Consider the following 17677-nt stretch of genomic DNA (forward strand, 5'->3'; position numbering starts at 1 on the left):
GATGGGGCACATCGCAGTGCTGTCCAACCCGCTGTCCGGAAAGGGCCGCGGGCGCCGGATCGCCGAGGAAGCGCTCGAATACCTGCGACGGCGGGGCGCGGACGTGCGCGTGTACGTCGGAGAGTCGGCCGCGGACACACGACGACTGGCGCAGACCGCAGTGGACGCGGAACCGGACGGACTCGTCGTGGTGGGCGGCGATGGCACCCTGTCAGGCATCCTCGCGGTCGTCTGCGCGGCGGCCGTCCCGGTCACGCTGGTGCCCGCGGGCACCGGAAACGATCTGGCGCGAGCGCTCGGGTTGCCCCGCACGGATGTACCGGAAGCGGTCGAGCTCGCCCTGACGGGGGCGCCCCGCGCTGTCGACGTCGGTGAGGTGCGGACGACGACGGGCACGTCGCTGTTCCTCACCGTGGCGGCTCTGGGCTTCGACGCCCGAGTGAGCGATCGCACCAATCGCCTCCGCTGGCCCTCCGGAGTGTTGCGGTACTACCTCGCGCTGCTGATCGAGCTCATCCGGCTGCGTCCCCTCGATTTCACGATCCGTGCCGATGACGGCCCGATGACCCCGGCCCGCGGCACCCTCGTGGCGGTCGGGAACACGGCCAGCTACGGCGGGGGGATGCCGGTCTGCGTGGGCGCGGCCCCGGACGACGGCGCCCTCGACGTCGTCGCCGTGGGCCCCCTCGGCCGCATTCGGCTGCTGCGCCTGTTCCCTCTCCTCCTGCGCGGGACGCACCTCGCGCGGCCCGAGGTGCAGCACCTCCGCGCCCGCACCGTCACGGTCTCCGCTCCGGGCCTCGTGGCCTACGCGGACGGCGAGCGCGTGGGGGAGGAGTCCTGCACGATCTCGGTCCGGGCGGGCGCACTGACCGTTATGACCCGGGCGGAGCGGAGGGACGCGCATGTTCGATGAGGACGTCGTCATCGTCGGGTCGGGCTTCGGCGGCTCCGTCGCGGCCCTCCGGCTCACGGAGAAGGGCTACCGCGTGCGTGTGTTCGAGGCCGGGCGGCGCTTCGCCGACGAGGACTTCGCGAAGACGAGCTGGGACGTCCGTCGCTACCTCTGGGCCCCGGCGCTCGGATGCTTCGGCGTGCAGCGCATCCACCGGCTTCCGCACGTCATGATCCTCGCCGGTGCGGGCGTCGGCGGCGGGTCGCTGAACTACGCGAACACGCTGTACGAGCCGGGTGCGGCGTTCTTCGCCGACCCGCAGTGGGCGTCGATCCGGGACTGGAGCGCGGCTCTGGCCCCCCACTACGCCACGGCCAAGCGCATGCTCGGCGTGGTGGAGCGCTATCCGCACGACGGGCCGGTCGAGCGCATCATGGCCGGGGCCGCCGAGGACCTCGGGGTGGGGACGACGTTCCGCCGGGCACCCGTCGGCGTCTGGTTCGGCGAACCAGGGCAGCGCGTCGCCGACCCGTTCTTCGGCGGTGAGGGCCCCGAGCGCACGGGCTGCACGCTTTGCGGCAACTGCATGGTCGGCTGCCGCGTCGGCGCGAAGAACACCCTGATGAAGAACTACCTCGCCCTCGCCGAGCGCCGCGGGGCGGTCATCGAGCCGCTGCGCACCGTGACCGAGGTGCGCGAGCTGCCTGCGGGCGGATTCTCGGTCACGACGCGGCGGAGCGGTGCCTGGCTCCGGCGGCGTGAGCAGACCGTCACCGCGCGAGAGGTCGTCCTGGCAGCGGGGACCTGGGGCACCCAGCAGCTCCTCCATCGGATGAAGGCCGCCGGAGCGCTGCCACGGGTCTCTGATGCGATAGGCCGCCTCACCCGTACGAATTCGGAGGCCTTGGACGGCGCCGTCGCCGTCCAAGTGCCGGAGAAGATGGAACTGGCGCGGGGGGTGGCGATCACGACCTCGTTCCACGTCGACGACCGCACGCACGTCGAGAACGTCCGCTACGGCCCAGGGTCGAACCTCATGGGCGCACTCGCCACCGTGCTGGTTCCCGGCGATCGCTCTCTTCCTGGACGCATCGCCACGCTGGCGGGGCAGGTCCTCCGCCGGCCTGCTCGCTCCCTGCGCCTCGCCTCCCTGCGGCGCTGGAGCGAGCGGGGGATCATCGCGCTCGTCATGCAGACCGCCGACAACTCGCTCACCCTGTCTCTCCGGCGTCGCCTCGGGCGGACGCAGCTCACGAGCGCCCAGGGGCATGGAGCGCCGAACCCCAGCCATCTGCGGGAGGCGCATCGCGCCGCCCGGGCCATCGCCGCACGCCTGCAGCGTGAGGGCGGGGTGCCGGCCGAAGCGCGAGGCTCCTGGCCGGAGGTCTTCGGGGTCCCTCTCACGGCACACTTCCTCGGCGGAGCGGTGATCTCGGGTTCGCCGGAGGAGGGCGTGGTGGACGAGTATCAGCGCGTGTGGGGACACCCCGGGCTGCACGTCGTGGACGGCGCTGCTGTGCCGGCGAACCCGGGAGTGAACCCCTCCCTGACCATCACCGCCCTCGCGGAACACGCCCTGTCGTCTTGGCCGCGGTGCGGCGAGCCGGATACGCGGCCGGCGCCGGGAACGACACAGGGGGCCACGCCGTCGGCGCGACCCCCTGCGGAGACGTGATCAGCGGCTCTCGATGCCGCGGATCTGCGGGGTGTGGAACGAGCCGCCGAACGCGCGCTCGGACGCCCCTTCGCGGTCGAGGTACGGCGATGCCCCGCCGTCGATGAACGGCCAGCCCGCACCGAGGATGAGGCACAGGTCGATGTCCTCGACCTCCGGGACCACGCCCTCGTCGAGCATCAGCTTGATCTCGGTCGCGAGTCCGTCCTGCACGCGCTGCAGGATCGTGGCCGCCGACGCCGGGCTCTTGCCGACGGCGGGCGCCAGGACCTTCTCGGCCTGCTTCGTCCAGCCGACCACGCGGCCGCCCTTGTCCTTCTCCACGACCTGGTCGAGCTCAGCCAGGGCGTGGAAGTTCTCGTTGGCGTAGAACCGGTCCGGGAACGCGCGCACCATGGTGTCCTGCACGTGCGCGGCGACCTTCCAGCCGACGAGGTCGATGAGCTGGAAGGGTCCCATCGGCAGGCCGAGCGGCGCGAACGCCTTCTCGACGTCGGCGATCGGCGTGCCCTCGTAGACGGCGCGCGCCGCCTCGCCCATGACCTTCGCGAGCAGACGGTTCACCACGAAGCCGGGCGCATCCGCGGTGAGCACCGCGTTCTTGCCCAGGTTCTTCGCGACGACGAAAGCCGTCGACAGCGCGGTGTCCGCGGTCGTCGGCGTCTTCACGATCTCGATCAGCGGCATGACAGCGACCGGGTTGAAGAAGTGGAAGCCGACGAGCCGCTCCGGGTGGGCGAGCTTCGCGCCGATCTCCTCGACCGACAGCGACGAGGTGTTCGTGGCGAGCACCGCGTCCTCCGCGATGATCTTCTCGATCTCGCCGAAGACCTGCTGCTTGACGCCGACCTCCTCGAACACCGCCTCGATGACGAAGTCGCAGTCCGCGTAGAGGCTCTTGTCCGTCGTGCCCGTGACGAGACCGCGCAGCTTGTTCGCGGTGTCCGCGTCCACACGGCCCTTCGCCTCCAGCTTGCCGATCTCCTCGTGGATGTAGGCGACGCCCTTGTCCACGCGCGCCTGGTCCAGGTCGGTGATCAGCACCGGCACCTGGAGCTTGCGCACGAACAGCAGCGCGAACTGGCTGGCCATGAGACCCGCACCGATGATGCCGACCTTGGTCACCTTCTTCGCGAGCTGCTTATCCGGCGCGCCGACGGGACGCTTGGCGCGCTTCTGCACGAGGTCGAAGGCGTACATCGAGGCGGCGAACTGGTCGCCGGTCACGAGCTCTGCCAGTGCCTCGTCCTCGCGGGCGAACCCTTCCGCCTTGGTGCCGCTCTTCGCCTTGTCGAGCAGTTCGAGGGCGGCGTACGGCGACTTCGGCACGGTGCCGATCTTGGACTCCAGCATGCCGCGCGCCATCTTGATGGCGATCGGCCACTTGGTGAGGCGCTCGATCTTGCCCGGCTCGTTCTTACGCACGACCTTCTTGCCGCCGAGGACCGCGTCCGCCCAGGCGAGCGAGTTCTCGAGGTAGTTCGGCGCGGGGAAGATGGCGTCGAAGATGCCGAGGTCGAAGGCCTGCTGCGGCTTCAGCATGCGGTTCTGCTTGAGCGGGTTGGAGATGACCACCTCGAGGGCGTTCTCGATGCCGATGAGGTTCGGCAGCAGGTACGCCCCGCCCCAGCCGGGGATGATGCCGAGGAAGACCTCGGGAAGCGCCACGGCCGCCGCCGACGCGTCGACCGTGCGGTACGTGGAGTTCAGCGCGATCTCCAGGCCGCCGCCGAGCGCCAGACCGTTCACGAATGCGAACGACGGCACGCCCAGCTCGCTCAGCTTCCCGAGCACCTTGTGGCCGAGCTGGGCGATCAGCCGCGCGTTGTCCCGGGAGCCGACCTTGCTGATGTCCGAGAGGTCGGCACCGGCGGCCATGATGTACTGCTTGCCGGTGATGCCGACCGCTTGGATCTCGCCGGCCGCCGCGCGGCTCTTCAGGCCGTCGAGTGTCGCGCCGAGTTCGGTGAGGGTGGCCGGACCGAGGGTGTTCGGGCGGGTGTGGTCCCGACCGTTGTCCAGCGTGATCAGGGCGAGGACCTTGCCCGACGCGAGGCGGATGTCACGCACGGGGGAGTGCGTGATGACCTCTCCCTCGGTGAGCGCCTGGATGGGCGAGAAGTCGACGTCGTCGTAGCTCACTTCTTCTTCTTTCCGTCGTAGTGCGGGTTCTCCCAGATGACCGATCCGCCCTGACCGAGGCCGACGCACATCGCCGTCAGGCCGTACCGCACGTCGGGGCGCTCGGCGAACTGGGCCGCGAGCTGGATCATGAGGCGGACGCCGGACGCGGCCAGCGGGTGACCGACGGCGATCGCGCCGCCCCACGGGTTCACACGGGGGTCGTCGTCGTCGATGCCGAAGTGGTCGAGCAGGGAGATGACCTGGATGGCGAACGCCTCGTTGAGCTCGAACAGACCGATGTCGGAGATGTCGAGACCGGCCTTCCTGAGCGCCTTCTCGGTCGACGGGATCGGACCGATGCCCATGATCTCCGGCTGCACGCCCGCGAAGGCGAACGAGACCATGCGCATCTTCGGTGCGAGGCCGAACTCCTTGACGGCGCCGCCGCCGGCGAGGAGCGACATCGTCGCGCCGTCGGTGAGCGGCGAGGAGGTACCGGCGGTGACGCGTCCGTGCGGACGGAACGGCGTCTTGAGGCCGGCGAGGTCTTCCATCGTGGTCTGCGGACGGCGGCCCTCGTCCTCGGTGGCGAGGCCCCAGGCGCCGTCGGCGCCCTTGATCGCGACCGACACGAGGTCCGGCTGGATCTTGCCGGCGTCGTAGGCGGCCTGCACCTTCTGCTGGCTGCGCATGCCGTACCGGTCGGAGCGCTCCTTGGTGAGGTGCGGGAAGCGGTCGAAGATGCGCTCCGCGGTGACGCCCATGTTGAGCGCGCCGGGGTCGACCATCTTCTCCGCCACGAAGCGGGGGTTCGGGTCGGCGTTTCCGCCGATCGGGTGGTGACCCATGTGCTCGACGCCGCCCGCGAGGGCGAGGTCGTACATGCCCACGCCGATCGAGGCGCCCATGGTCGTCACGCTCGTCATCGCGCCGGCGCACATGCGCTCGACCGCGAGTCCGGGGACGGTCTGGGGGAGCCCGGCGAGGATCGCCACCGATCGCCCGAGGGTGAGACCCTGGTCGCCGGTCTGGCTCGTCGCCGCGATGGCGACGTCGTCGATGCGGTCCGCCGGCACGGCCGCGTTGCGCTCCATCAGGCCGATGGTCGCCTTCACGGCGAGGTCATCCGCGCGGGTGTTCCAGTACATGCCCTTTTCGCCGGCGCGCCCGAAGGGGGTGCGCACTCCATCGACGAAGAAGACGTCCGAGATCTCGGCCACTCTGCCTCCAAGTTAGTGCGGTGGCCTCAGTCTATGAACGGCCGGAAACCGGGAGGAATCGGTTGGATCGAACCTACGAAGCGGTCGCGGACGTGGTGTCGGGCGATTGCGCCGCCTCTACAAAGGCGTCGGCGATCTTCTGTGCAGTCTGTTCAACCTGCCAGGGGCGCGCCCCGAGCGCGGCCAGGGCGGCGCCGATCTCTTCCGCCGTGGTACCGGGGCCGTCCCACGCGACCCGGCGCAGGTACTCGGGGGTGAGGAGGTTCTCGGTGGGCATGCCCAGCTCCTCCGCGACCGCCTCGACGGCAGGACGGGCGGCCTTCAGGCGGGCGTCGGCCTCCGGGTTGCGGTCGCCCCAGGCGCGGGGCGGGGGGAGCGCGTCGCTCGGCACGCGTTCGCGCGGCAGCGTCTCCGCGGCACGGCCGTCGACGATCGCCTGCCACCAGCGGTCGAGCTGGGTACGGCTCGCGCGGCCCTGGAACTCCTTGACCCCGGCGAGGGCCTGCTTGGAGGCGGGATTGGCGAGGACAGCGGCCACGAGGGAACGGTCGGGCACGAGGCGCCCGGGGGAGATGTCCTGCTGCTGCGCGTACATCTCGCGGGCCTCCCAGAGCGCGCGGGCGACGGCGAGGTTGCGGGCCCCACGGACCTGGTGGAGTCCGCTCAGGCGGCGCCAGGGGTCCTCCCGGGGAGCCTTCGGCGCACGGGCCAGGGTGGCAGCGAACTCCTGGGCGGCGAACGCGGTCTTGCCCTGCTCCTCGAGCTCGGCGACCAGCGCGTCCCGGACGTCGATGAGGTGCAGGACATCGAGGGCTGCGTAGTCGAGCCAGGAGTCCGGGAGCGGGCGCGTCGACCAGTCCGCGGCGGAGTGCTCCTTCTTCAGGGTGATGCCGAGGGTGTCCTCCACGACGGCGGCCAGTCCCACCCGGTCGTGACCGAGGAGACGGGAGGCGAGCTCGGTGTCGAAGATCTCCTTCGGCTCCAGGTGCAGCTCGCGCAGCGACGGCAGATCCTGGCTCGCGGCGTGGAGGACCCACTCGACGTCGCCGATGGCCTCCTGCAACGGAGCGAAGTCGCCGATCGCCGGCGGGTCGAAGAGGAACACCCCGGCGTCGCGCCGGAAGACCTGCACCAGGTACGCGCGCTGCGAGTAGCGGAACCCGGACGCCCGCTCCACGTCCACGGCCACGGGGCCGGTGCCTGCGGCGAGCGCAGCACAGGCTGCACGGAACTCCTCGGTATCGGAGATCACGGAGTATTCAGTCACGTACAGCCTTTCGCGCGCCGATCACGGCGATGCCCTCGGAACCCGGCGGAAGCCCCGCCAGCATTCCGACCAGCTCGGCCCATGCTTCGACGTGCGGTCGGAACGGGCCCTCCGGAGTCCAGGACGCCCGCAATTCTATCTGTGCGCCGTCTCCCTCGTCGGCGAGACCGCCGAACCCCTTCGACAGCGTCTTCGTCGACGTGCCGGACGGGGAGTGGTAATTCGCCTCTCGCGAGTCCAAGGCGTCGACGAGCCAGGACCACGTCACGTCGGCGAGCAGGGGGTCCGTGCCGATCTCGGTCTCCAGAGGGGCCTGGGCGAAGATCACGATCCGCCACGCACCGCCCCAGGCATCCGGCTCGTCCGGGTCGTGCAGCAGGATGAACCGGCCGGTCCCGTAGACGGAGTCGCCGTCCTCGCCCGGGCGGACGTCGGCGGAGAGGGCGATCGCGAAGGGCGCGAGGTTCTGCGGCGTGGGGATCTCGCGGACCGCGATGTCGTCACGGAACGCGGTCGCGCGCAGTTCGGCGACGGCGGCGTCGAAGGGCGTCCCGGCCTCGGGGTGTGCGGTCACGGCAACAGGCTAGAGTCGGAAGGCGATGAAGAGTCTCAGGCACGCCGTTGCGATCGTTGTCCCCGCCCTCCTCGCCCTGGGCGCCGCCGTCGGCTTCCTCGTGCTTGCGGTGGCGCGACGTGTCGTGACGCCGCTGCGGAGCCGCATCCAGGACACGGAGATCCTCGCGATCGACACCGCCGCCCAGACGATCGAGCTCGGCCGCACCCTCGATACCGAGCTGCCGGGGCGATACGGCCTCTTCACCACGGGCACCTACGGCTATGTGAAGCTCGGCGCCGTCCTCAGCGCGGACAGCACGACGGTACGCCGCAAGCTCCTCACGAAGATCGAGCCGGGCGCGCGGGTGGACCGGGGCGCTTCCTTCAGCGGCAGCTACTACACGTCGCCGAGCGAGCTGCACCTGCGTTGGGAGAACGTGCTCATCGGCTCTCCGGCGGGACCCTGCCCCGCGTGGTTCTTCCCTGGGGACTCCTCGACCTGGGTCATCCAGGTCCACGGTCGCGGAACAACGCGGGCCGAGTGCCTGCGTGCCGTGCCGGTGATGCACGCGGCGGGAATGCCTACGCTCGTGGTGTCGTACCGCAACGACGGCGAGGCGCCGCGGACCAAGGCGGGGGCCTATGCGCTCGGGGCATCCGAGTGGCGCGATGTCGACGCCGGGATCGCCTATGCGCTGCGTCACGGCGCGGAGCGCGTCGTGCTGATGGGCTGGTCCATGGGTGGGGCGGTGTCCTTGCAGGCCGCGGTCAACTCCGGCCATCGGGATCGCATCGCGGGAATCATCCTGGAGTCGCCGGTCGTCGACTGGCGCGCGGTGCTGCGCTTCCAGGCCCGGATCGCCCGGGTGCGCGAACCCCTGCCCGCCCTCGCGATGGGGGCGCTGCAGCTGCCGCTCACCGCGAAGCTCAGCGGAGCCGACGAGCCCATCCTGTTCGACCGTCTGGACATGGTCGCCCGAGCCGACGAACTGCAGGCACCGGTCCTCATCCTGCACAGCGATGACGACGGCTTCGTCCCGGCGGACGCCTCGCACGCCCTGCAGGAGGCGCGGCCGGACCTCGTCACCATGCCGCGCTTCACGGTCGCGCGGCACACCAAGCTCTGGAACTATGACGAGAAGGGCTGGAGCACCGCCCTCACGGAATGGCTCGCGGCGCAGGGGCTCAGCGCTTCTGCCTGACCTGGTTCTTCGCGCGCATCAGCATGCCGGTCATGCCGCCGATCCGCAGCGGTGACACGGCCTTCGTGAGGCCGATCGACTGCGGGTAGTCCTCGGGGATCGCCAGGACCTCGTCCGCCGTCAGCCCGGTGAGGCCCTGCACGAGGATGCTCGCGAAGCCCCGGGTCGTCGGTGCCTCTTCCGGGGCCGTGGCGTGCATGGTCACGACATCGTCGTGGACTTCCACGTAGATGTAGACCGGCGACTGGCACTCCGCGACGCGCTCGCACATCTCCGGGTGCGCCGCCACCTCGTCGGACACGGCGGGCAGCTCGTCGGCGTATTCGAGGAGCAGCAGCAGGCGGTCCGATTCCGGGGTCTCCAGGAATCCGTCGCGTATCTCGGCGAGGGTCTCAGGCAGGACGGAGGCGTTCATCCCCGCCATTCTCCCACCTCAGACGGTCCCGGGCTCCGTGCCCGTCACGATCGGGACGCGCACCGCGCTGCCCCACTCCGTCCACGAGCCGTCGTAGTTGCGGACGTTCTCGAAGCCGAGGAGGTGCTTGAGCACGAACCAGGTGTGGCTCGAGCGCTCCCCGATGCGGCAGTAGGCCACGACGTCGTCGCCGTCCTGCAGCCCGGCGCCGTCGCGGTAGATGGCGTCGAGTTCCGCACGGCTCTTGAAGCCGCCGTCCTCGGCGACGGCCTTCGCCCACGGCACGCTCTGCGCGGTGGGGATGTGGCCGGCCCGCAGCGTTCCCTCCTCCGGGTAGGCGGGAGCGGTGGTCCGCTCGCCGCTGTACTCCTCCGGTGAGCGCACGTCGATGAGCGGGTTGCCGAGGTGGGCGAGCACGTCCTCCTTGTAGGCACGGATGGCCGAGTCGTCGCGCTCCACCACCGGGTACTCCGTGGCGGGACGGTTCGTCGCCTCGCGGGTCAGCTGTCGGCCCTCCGCGATCCAGCGGTCACGACCGCCGTCGAGGAGGCGCACGTCCTCGTGGCCGAAGAGCGAGAACACCCACAGTGCGTAGGCGGCCCACCAGTTGTTCTTGTCGCCGTAGATGACGACCGTGTCGTCGCGGGCGATGCCCTTGCGGCTCAGCAGCTCGGCGAAGCCCTCGCCGTCGACGTAATCACGCACGACCGGGTCGTTCAGCTCGGTGTGCCAGTCCACCTTCACTGCTCCGGGGATGTGGCCCGTCTCGTAGAGGAGGACGTCCTCGTCGGACTCGACGACCACGAGACCCGGCTCTCCGAGGTGGGCGGCGAGCCACTCGGTCGTCACCAGGCGGCCGGGCTCGGCGTACTCGGCGAACTTGGGGGAGGAGGAGTCGAACTCGATGGCCATGGGGTCTCCGGAGCGGTGAGCGGGCGAGCGGGCGGTGCGGACGGCGTAGTGTGGATCCGTCCCTTCGACGATAGATCCTCCCCGCGCCCCCGGGACCCGATCCGTAAGACTTCGACACAGGCCGTTGCCTGATTCAGGACCGTGATGACCGACCCGACCACCCGTACCGGAACCGTCCACCTGACCGATCGCACGCCGACGGTCAGCGGACCTGAGATGCTCGCGAGCCTGGTGCCGCCGCCGCAGTTCGACGACGCCACGTTCGACAGCTACCGGGCGGACCCCGCCTACCCGTCGCAGGAGGAGGCGAAGCAGACGCTGCTGCGTTTCGCCGGACGCGGTGCTCCCGTCAAGCGGGGCGGTCTGTTCAGTCGGGCGAAGAAGGAGCCGGAACTGAAGCCCGGCGTCTACCTCGACGGCGGCTTCGGCGTGGGCAAGACCCATCTGCTCGCGTCGATCTACCACGCGATGCCCGCGCGACGGAAGTACTTCGGTTCGTTCATCGAGTACACCGCCCTCGTCGGCGCCCTCGGGTACAAGAACACCGTGGATCTCCTCAAGGGTGCCGATCTGCTCTGCATCGACGAGTTCGAGCTGGACGATCCGGGCGACACGATGGTCATGACCCGGCTGCTGGGAGAGCTCGTGCCGACCGGCACCCGGCTCGCGGCGACCTCGAACACCCCGCCGAACGCGCTCGGCGAGGGGCGGTTCGCCGCGCAGGACTTCCTGCGCGAGATCCACGCGATGTCGGACAGCTTCCAGACCCTGCGCATCGACGGCGTCGACTTCCGGCAGCGGGCGATCGACGGCCACGCCGTCGCGCTGGAAGACGCGGCGTACGACGCGGCGGTCGAGGCGGCCGCGGCGGACGGCGCTGTGTCGGACGATGCGTTCGACGACCTCATCCGGCATCTCGCCCAGGTGCACCCCTCGCGCTACATCAGGCTCATCGACGGGCTGCACCGCGTGGGCCTCCGGGGCGTTCGGCAGCTCACGGATCAGTCGGAAGCCCTGCGCTTCGTGGCGTTCGTCGACCGGGTCTACGACGCGCAGATCCCGATCCTCGCCACGGGCCTCGGCCTCGACGCCGTGTTCTCCGACGAGATGCTCGCCGGCGGCTACCGCAAGAAGTACCTGCGCGCCATCTCCCGGCTCAACGCGCTCACGCATTCTGCGTAAGCCCGTAGTCCGGTGTAACGCGATGTTCACACCCGGAGCGGTGCTGTAACAGCGAGGAAACAAACCTCACGCATGGGCGAAATCGCCCGTGGTCACACTGAAGCTCTCAATTACTTCGGATGTGAGGTTTTCCTATGGATGCTCCCGGCAACATCTCGTGGGCGATCACCGCGACGGCACTGGTGCTGCTCATGACGCCCGGCGTCGCCTTCTTCTACGGCGGTCTCGTCAAGGCGAAGAGCGTCGTCAGCATGATGATGATGAGCTTCGGCTCGATCGGACTCGTCGCCGTGCTGTGGATTCTCTTCGGCTTCTCCATGAGCGCCGTCGACAGCCCCACGGCCTTCGCGGGCAACCCGTTCGCGGACATCGGGCTGTCCAGCCTCGCCTCGGGTGAGGGCTCGAACGTCGCCCTGCTCAGCGTCGCGTACGGCGCCACCTTCGCGATCATCACCGTCGCCCTGATCTCCGGCGCGATCGCCGATCGGGCGAAGTTCGGCAGCTGGCTGATCTTCGCCGGCGTCTTCGCCACGGTCGGCTACTTCCCGGTCGCGGCCTGGGTCTGGGGCGGCGGTTGGATCATGAACCTCGGCACGACCCTGTTCGGCGAGGACAGCGGCATCGGCGTGATCGACTATGCGGGCGGCACGGCCGTGCACATCAACGCGGGTGCCGCGGCGCTGGCCCTCGCCCTCGTGCTCGGCAAGCGCATCGGTTTCCAGAAGGGCATCCTGAAGCCGCACAACGTGCCGCTGACCCTCCTGGGTGCCGCGCTGCTGTGGTTCGGCTGGTTCGGCTTCAACGCCGGTGCGGAGTGGCTCGCCGAGGACATGGGCGGCGTGGGCCTCATCGGTCTGAACACGCTCGGTGCGACCGCGGCGGCGATCCTCGGCTGGATCCTCATCGAGCGCATCAAGGACGGCAAGCCCACCTCGGTCGGCGCTGCCTCCGGCGCGGTGGCGGGTCTCGTCGCGATCACCCCGGCGTGCGCCAACCTCACCCCGGGCTGGTCGCTTCTGCTCGGCGCGGTGGCCGGCGTCGTCTGCGCTCTCGCCGTGGAACTGAAGTTCCGCCTGGGCTTCGACGACTCGCTCGACGTGGTCGGCATCCACCTCGTCGGCGGTCTCATCGGCACCGTGTACCTCGGCTTCTTCGCCACCGGCACCGGCCTGTTCGTCGGCGGCGACGCCCGCCAGCTCGCCGTCCAGGTGATCGCCGCCGCGGGCGTGCTGATCTACTCCTTCGTGGTGGCCTGGGTGATCGGCTTCGTGATCCAGAAGACGATCGGGTTCCGCATCACGAACGAGGACGAGATCGCCGGTGTCGACCAGGTCGTCCACGGCGAGGAGGGCTACGCTCTCGCGAACGCGTGACGACGGTTAGGGTGACCGTGTGGGCACGACCAGCAACGGCATCCTGAAGACACTCGCGGATCTCCTGCGTCGAGCAGTGAGCTCCCCCCGGGCGTCGCGGACCTCACCCGGTCCGCGACGCCCTGATGCGCGTCTGCGGACGGCCGAGGAGCGCGCGCGGCGGTCGGCATCGGATGCCGGCGTCGAGCCGGGACGCGCCCGCGGCACCGAGACCGTGCGGCTCGACGCCGGGCGCATGCCGGCCGTCCGCGTGTCCTATGCGCCGCAGCGGGACGGGGCCCCGGATGCGGGCGAGGTCGTCTGGACCTGGGTGCCGTACGAGGAGAACGACGGCCGAGGCAAGGACCGACCGGTGCTGGTGATCGGACGGCAGTCCTCCGAACGGGTGTACGCGGTGCGGATGACCAGCCGGCCGCACGACGGCGACCGCGACTACCTCTCGATCGGGAGCGGGGAGTGGGACGGGCAGGGCCGCGAGTCCTGGGTCGACATCGAACAGCTCTACAGCGTCCACGAGCGTGGTCTCCGCCGGGAGGCAGCGGCCCTGGACCGTACCCGGTACGCCCGGGTCGCCGCGGCGCTCCAGCGGCGATACGGGTGGGCGCAGAGCTGAGGCGGATGCCGCGTTCCCATCCGATGGGGGCAGGGCTCCGAACCTTGTCATGAGTCGCCGCCGGCGGCACCCAAGGAGGAATCATGCGTTTCATCCCGACCAAGGTCCATGGAGTTCTCGACTACGTCGTCGGAATCGCTCTGATCGCCGCGCCCTGGCTCTTCGGCTTCGCCGGCGTGGGCGGAGCCCCCGTCGTCATCCCGATCGTCCTCGGCGTCGGCCTCATCGTCTACAGCCTCTTCACGAAGTACGAGTGGGGTCCGTTCGGTCTGATCCCCATGCCCGTGCACCTCGTCTTCGACATCGTCGCGAGCCTCTTCCTCGCCCTGTCGCCGTGGCTGTTCGGCTTCGCGGACGAGGCGCTGAACGTCTGGCTCCCGCACGTCGTCGTCGGTGCCGCCGTCATCGTCGTCGTGCTGTTCTCCCAGCCGCAGCCGCAGAGCACCCGCGGACGCCCCGCGATTGCCTGACGCCGGACACGACGAGGGGCGACCGGATGGTGATCCGGTCGCCCCTCGTCGTCCCCGTGGATCACTCCTCGGCGTCGGCGTCCGTTTGATGCTCCTGCTGCTGCTCGGTGTCGACCTGGGCGGGAGGCAGATCCTGGAGGAACTGGCGGTCGCTGTTCGGGTCGCCGCTCCCGTCTCCGGCGAGCGGATCCTGCGCGCTGACGTCGTCGGCGGGGATGTTCTCTCGTCCGTTCATGTCCGGTCCTCTCACGCGGGGCGCCGGGTGCGCCCGTTCACACGGCAGTCTGCCTGCCGTCGGTGCGGAGCGGGATCCCCTGGTGCGATCCTGTGCGCAGTGATAGGTGTGTTCACCCTCGGAGCGCATCGCTGAGCCAGCGCGCATACTGATGCCAGGGGTCGCCATCCTGCTGCAGCACCGCGATGTGGGCGCGGATCTCGGGGGTCAGCGTGAACCACTCACCGCCTTCGCGGGCGGAGGCGAACTCGCGGTGCCGCTGCTGTTCCCGCACGCGGTCGCCCCGTTCGAAGGCGAGGAGTTCGTCGTGGCGGATGCTCGCGAGGCGGCGCCGCGGCTGCCGGCTCGTGCCGATCTTCACTCTCCGGTCATAGCGGAGGTAGTAGACGACGTCGATCCGCGGGAACGGGAGGTCGGGGTCGGGAGAGTCCCCGAAGCGCCAGCCGCAGAGCGCGCAGTGCCAGGCGTCGTCCGCTCGCGTCCCGGAGAGGCTCCCGCAGAGGGAGCAGGGTCCGGGGAGAAGACGGGGTTTCGGCACCGGAGCAGCCTACGTCCGCCCCCGGACATCGGCCGCACCTGCCAGCACCCGACGCTTCTGTCAACCACTGCCGCCGGGCATCGTCCCTTGCCAGACTCGGCCTATGGTCTTCATCGGTTTCCACGCCTCCCACGAGCAGATCCCGCCGAGCGCCCTCTTGGAGGCGGTCATCAGTGCGGAGTGGGCCGGCTTCGACGGAGCCATGTGCTCCGATCACCTCGCCCCGTGGCTGCCTGAACAGGGGGAGTCCGGGTTCGCGTTCAGCTGGATCGCCGCGGCGCTGGCGCGCACCCGCTTCCCGATCGGCATGGTCAACGCCCCGGGGCAGCGCTACCATCCGGCTGTCGTCGCCCAGGCCTTCGGGACCCTGGAGGAGATGTTCCCCGGGCGATTCTGGGCGGCTCTCGGTAGCGGCGAGGCCATGAACGAGCATGTGACCGGCGACCCGTGGCCGGCGAAAGACGTCCGCAACGCCCGGCTGCGGGAGAGTGTGGATGTCATCCGTCGGCTGCTGGCCGGCGAGGAGGTCGACCACGACGGGCTGATCCGGGTGCATCAGGCCCGTGTCTGGAGCCGTCCGACGCAGCCCCCGCCGCTCTTCGCGACGGCCGTGAGTCCGGAGACCGCCGAGTGGGCTGCCGGGTGGGCGGATGGGCTGGCGACCGTGGCCCAGGAGCCGTCGGTGCTCCGGCGCGTCGTGGAGGCCTACCGCTCGGCCGGGGGAACGGGGCCCTGCATCCTGCAGACGCACGTGAGCTGGGGTGCCAGCGATGCGGAGGCGTTCGCGATCGCGAAGGAGCAGTGGCGGCAGGGCATCGTGACGCCTCCGCTCGCGTGGAACATCGAACAGCCGGAGGATTTCGATGCCGCCGTCGGCGAGGTCGATGAGACGGCACTCCGGGCCGTCGTCGTCGTCGATCATGACGCCCGGTCGCTCGCCGGTCGGGTGGCGGAGCTCGTGGACATCGGGTTCGACCGCGTCTATCTGCATCACGTCGGACGGGAGCAGACCGGGTTCCTGAAAGCGGCGGCGTCCGAGATCCTGCCCGCGATGAGGGAGCTCGTATGAAGATCACCGACACGAGCGACCTCTGGTGGAAGACAGCCGTCGTCTACTGCCTCGACGTGGAGACCTTCCTCGATGCGGACGGCGATGGCGTCGGCGACCTCCGAGGTCTCGCACAGCGGATCGACTACCTGTCGCAGCTCGGCGTGACGTGCCTGTGGCTCATGCCGTTCTACCCGTCGCCGGACCTCGACGACGGGTATGACGTCAGTGACTTCTACGGCGTCGATCCCCGCCTGGGCACTCACGGCGACCTCGTCGAGGTGATCCGGACGGCCCGCGATCGCGGCATGCGCGTCATCGTCGATCTCGTCGTCAACCACACCTCCGATCGTCATCCGTGGTTCCGTGCCGCGCTCCGCAGCGTGGACTCGCCCTACCGCGACTACTACGTCTGGCGGGACGATCCGCCGCCGAAAGGCCAGAAGAACACGGTGTTCCCCGGTCAGGCCGATGGCATCTGGACCAAGGACGAGAAGTCGGGGCAGTGGTACCAACACAGTTTCTACGAGCATCAGCCCGACCTGAACATCGCCAACCCCGTCGTCCGGGACGAGCTCGCGAAGGTGATCGGTTTCTGGCTGCAGCTCGGCATCTCGGGTTTCCGGGTCGATGCGGTGCCCTTCCTCCTCGAGATCCCGAAGACGGCTGATCTGGCCGACCCGCACGAGCTGCTCCGCGACATGCGGCGCTTCCTGCAGCGCCGCTCCAGCGAGGCGATCCTCCTCGGAGAGGTCAACCTGCCGTATGAGGAGCAGCGGGCGTACTTCGGCGGCGCGGACGGCGATGAACTCACGATGCAGTTCGACTTCGTCGGGATGCAGTCGCTGTATCTGTCGCTCGCGCGTCGTGATCCCGCGCCGCTCGTCGCCGCGCTCACCGCTCGCCCTGCCCTGGGCCCCGAAGTGCAGTGGGCGAACTTCCTCCGCAACCACGACGAGCTCACCCTCGACAAGCTCTCCGACGCCGAGCGGCAGGAGGTGTTCGACGCCTTCGCCCCCGACGAGCGGCAGCGGGTGTTCGGGCGCGGGATCACCCGACGGCTACCGCCGATGCTGGAGGGCGACCCCCGGCGGGTCCGGATGGCGTACAGCCTGCTCTTCACCCTGCCGGGCACGCCCGTGCTCTTCTACGGCGAGGAGATCGGCATGGGCGAGAACATCGCCATCGAGGGGCGGCAGGCCGTACGGACGCCGATGCAGTGGTCGGCGGACCGCAACGGCGGGTTCTCCGACGCCCGCCCCTCGCGTCTGGTGGCGCCGCTTCCCACGGACGGTTACGCGCCGGCGCACGTGAACGCGGCCGCGCAGCTCGAGGACCGGGGATCATTGCTGCACTTCATCCGCGACCTGACCGCGCGCTACCGGGTGTCTCCCGAGCTCGGGTGGGGCACGTTCACGGTGATCGCGCAGCCGGAGGAAGCCCTGCTCGTGCATTCGCTGGAGGCCGATGTCGGACGGACCATCGCCCTCCACAACTTTGCCGAACGGCCCGCGACGACTCGCTTCCGACTGGAGGAGCCGGCGGGGACGACGCTCGTGGATCTCCTCGACGCGCAGCGCGTTCCCCTCGCCGACGACGGCCTGGTGGAACTGGAGCTCCCGGCCTACGGCTACCGCTGGTTGCGCGTCTCCCGGCCGGGGGACGGCAGGATTCTCTGACCGCACGGAAAACGCCGAAGGCCCCGGATGTCCGGGGCCTTCGGCGGGAGTCGGTGGGCGATACCGGACTCGAACCGATGACCTCTTCCGTGTGAAGGAAGCGCGCTACCAACTGCGCCAATCGCCCATACCCGTGGGGTACGTCAACCGATACTACCCGACCGGCGGACGCCTCGATGACCAGTCCGGGAGACACGCGCGAGATTCGCCACGGGTTTGGCGGAGCGCGGATCATCGGCTAATGTTTCATAAGTACCCGGGACAACCGGGAACG

17 protein-coding genes and 1 tRNA gene are annotated in these 17677 nt (G+C 69.8%); 9 read left to right on the forward strand and 9 right to left on the reverse strand.

All coding sequences use genetic code 11. From position 1 onward, the window contains the following. The first annotated feature begins 1 nt into the window (after nucleotide 1). Nucleotides 2-916: a diacylglycerol/lipid kinase family protein gene (locus tag CYL12_RS03495; RefSeq protein ID WP_101845573.1), complete on the forward strand. Its 915-nt coding sequence runs from the start codon at nucleotides 2-4 to the stop codon at nucleotides 914-916. Beyond that, complete coding sequence (locus CYL12_RS03500; RefSeq protein ID WP_101845575.1) at nucleotides 906-2570, forward strand: GMC oxidoreductase; 1665 nt, start codon at nucleotides 906-908, stop codon at nucleotides 2568-2570. The genes CYL12_RS03495 and CYL12_RS03500 overlap by 11 nt, the downstream gene beginning before the upstream one ends. Here CYL12_RS03500 and CYL12_RS03505 read toward each other — a convergent pair whose 3' ends face one another. The 4 genes from CYL12_RS03505 to CYL12_RS03520 all read right to left on the reverse strand — a co-directional run bounded on the left by CYL12_RS03505 (nucleotide 2571) and on the right by CYL12_RS03520 (nucleotide 7755). Continuing rightward, a complete protein-coding gene (locus CYL12_RS03505) occupies nucleotides 2571-4712 on the reverse strand; it encodes a 3-hydroxyacyl-CoA dehydrogenase NAD-binding domain-containing protein (protein ID WP_101845577.1) in 2142 nt (713 codons plus the stop codon). Then, a complete protein-coding gene (locus CYL12_RS03510) occupies nucleotides 4709-5914 on the reverse strand; it encodes a thiolase family protein (RefSeq protein WP_101845579.1) in 1206 nt (401 codons plus the stop codon). The genes CYL12_RS03505 and CYL12_RS03510 overlap by 4 nt, the downstream gene beginning before the upstream one ends. Nucleotides 5915-5987: 73 nt before the next feature. After that, nucleotides 5988-7181: a ribonuclease D gene (locus CYL12_RS03515; protein ID WP_101845581.1), complete on the reverse strand. Its 1194-nt coding sequence runs from the start codon at nucleotides 7179-7181 to the stop codon at nucleotides 5988-5990. Next, nucleotides 7174-7755, reverse strand: a complete 582-nt coding sequence (locus CYL12_RS03520; RefSeq protein ID WP_101845583.1) for a DUF3000 domain-containing protein — start codon at nucleotides 7753-7755, stop codon at nucleotides 7174-7176. Before CYL12_RS03520 ends, CYL12_RS03515 begins: the two co-directional genes overlap by 8 nt. A 25-nt stretch (nucleotides 7756-7780) precedes the next feature. On the opposite strand from CYL12_RS03520, the gene CYL12_RS03525 reads away from it, so the two are divergent. Next, nucleotides 7781-8938 carry an alpha/beta hydrolase family protein gene (locus CYL12_RS03525; RefSeq protein ID WP_101845585.1) on the forward strand — a complete coding sequence of 386 codons (1158 nt, stop codon included), beginning with the start codon at nucleotides 7781-7783 and terminating at the stop codon, nucleotides 8936-8938. On the opposite strand, the gene CYL12_RS03530 is transcribed toward CYL12_RS03525, so the two are convergent. Next, nucleotides 8922-9353, reverse strand: a complete 432-nt coding sequence (locus CYL12_RS03530; RefSeq protein ID WP_101845587.1) for a SufE family protein — start codon at nucleotides 9351-9353, stop codon at nucleotides 8922-8924. The two genes, CYL12_RS03525 and CYL12_RS03530, sit on opposite strands and share 17 nt — an antisense overlap. A gap of 18 nt (nucleotides 9354-9371) precedes the next feature. Then, entirely contained in the window at nucleotides 9372-10265 is an 894-nt protein-coding gene (locus CYL12_RS03535) for a sulfurtransferase (RefSeq protein ID WP_101845590.1), read from the reverse strand. Nucleotides 10266-10409: 144 nt separating this feature from the next. Here CYL12_RS03535 and zapE point away from each other — a divergent pair, with 144 nt between their 5' ends. The 4 genes from zapE to CYL12_RS03555 all read left to right on the forward strand — a co-directional run bounded on the left by zapE (nucleotide 10410) and on the right by CYL12_RS03555 (nucleotide 13903). Then, the gene (zapE, locus tag CYL12_RS03540) at nucleotides 10410-11447 is read left to right on the forward strand and encodes a cell division protein ZapE (RefSeq protein WP_101845592.1); all 1038 of its coding nucleotides are present in this window, start codon (nucleotides 10410-10412) and stop codon (nucleotides 11445-11447) included. A 134-nt stretch (nucleotides 11448-11581) separates the two neighbouring features. After that, a complete protein-coding gene (locus CYL12_RS03545) occupies nucleotides 11582-12820 on the forward strand; it encodes an ammonium transporter (RefSeq protein ID WP_101845594.1) in 1239 nt (412 codons plus the stop codon). Nucleotides 12821-12839: 19 nt separating this feature from the next. Next, a complete protein-coding gene (locus tag CYL12_RS03550; RefSeq protein WP_199399183.1) occupies nucleotides 12840-13433 on the forward strand; it encodes a type II toxin-antitoxin system PemK/MazF family toxin in 594 nt (197 codons plus the stop codon). Nucleotides 13434-13516: 83 nt separating this feature from the next. Beyond that, entirely contained in the window at nucleotides 13517-13903 is a 387-nt protein-coding gene (locus CYL12_RS03555) for an SPW repeat domain-containing protein (protein ID WP_101845596.1), read from the forward strand. A gap of 61 nt (nucleotides 13904-13964) precedes the next feature. Here the strand turns inward: CYL12_RS03555 and CYL12_RS17095 are convergent, their stop codons facing one another. Continuing rightward, nucleotides 13965-14138, reverse strand: a complete 174-nt coding sequence (locus tag CYL12_RS17095) for a hypothetical protein (RefSeq protein ID WP_158297091.1) — start codon at nucleotides 14136-14138, stop codon at nucleotides 13965-13967. Between the two features lie 112 nt (nucleotides 14139-14250). Next, nucleotides 14251-14676, reverse strand: a complete 426-nt coding sequence (locus CYL12_RS03560; protein ID WP_101845598.1) for a GIY-YIG nuclease family protein — start codon at nucleotides 14674-14676, stop codon at nucleotides 14251-14253. Nucleotides 14677-14779: 103 nt separating this feature from the next. On the opposite strand from CYL12_RS03560, the gene CYL12_RS03565 reads away from it, so the two are divergent. Beyond that, nucleotides 14780-15745: a TIGR03885 family FMN-dependent LLM class oxidoreductase gene (locus CYL12_RS03565; RefSeq protein WP_101845600.1), complete on the forward strand. Its 966-nt coding sequence runs from the start codon at nucleotides 14780-14782 to the stop codon at nucleotides 15743-15745. Beyond that, nucleotides 15742-17403: an alpha-amylase family protein gene (locus CYL12_RS03570; RefSeq protein WP_101845602.1), complete on the forward strand. Its 1662-nt coding sequence runs from the start codon at nucleotides 15742-15744 to the stop codon at nucleotides 17401-17403. The genes CYL12_RS03565 and CYL12_RS03570 overlap by 4 nt, the downstream gene beginning before the upstream one ends. A gap of 54 nt (nucleotides 17404-17457) precedes the next feature. Here CYL12_RS03570 and CYL12_RS03575 read toward each other — a convergent pair. Next, nucleotides 17458-17530: transfer RNA gene (locus tag CYL12_RS03575), tRNA-Val, on the reverse strand. Nucleotides 17531-17677 lie beyond the last annotated feature (147 nt).

Origin of the sequence: Zhihengliuella sp. ISTPL4, from assembly GCF_002848265.1 — a bacterium.
GTDB lineage: Bacteria > Actinomycetota > Actinomycetes > Actinomycetales > Microbacteriaceae > Microbacterium.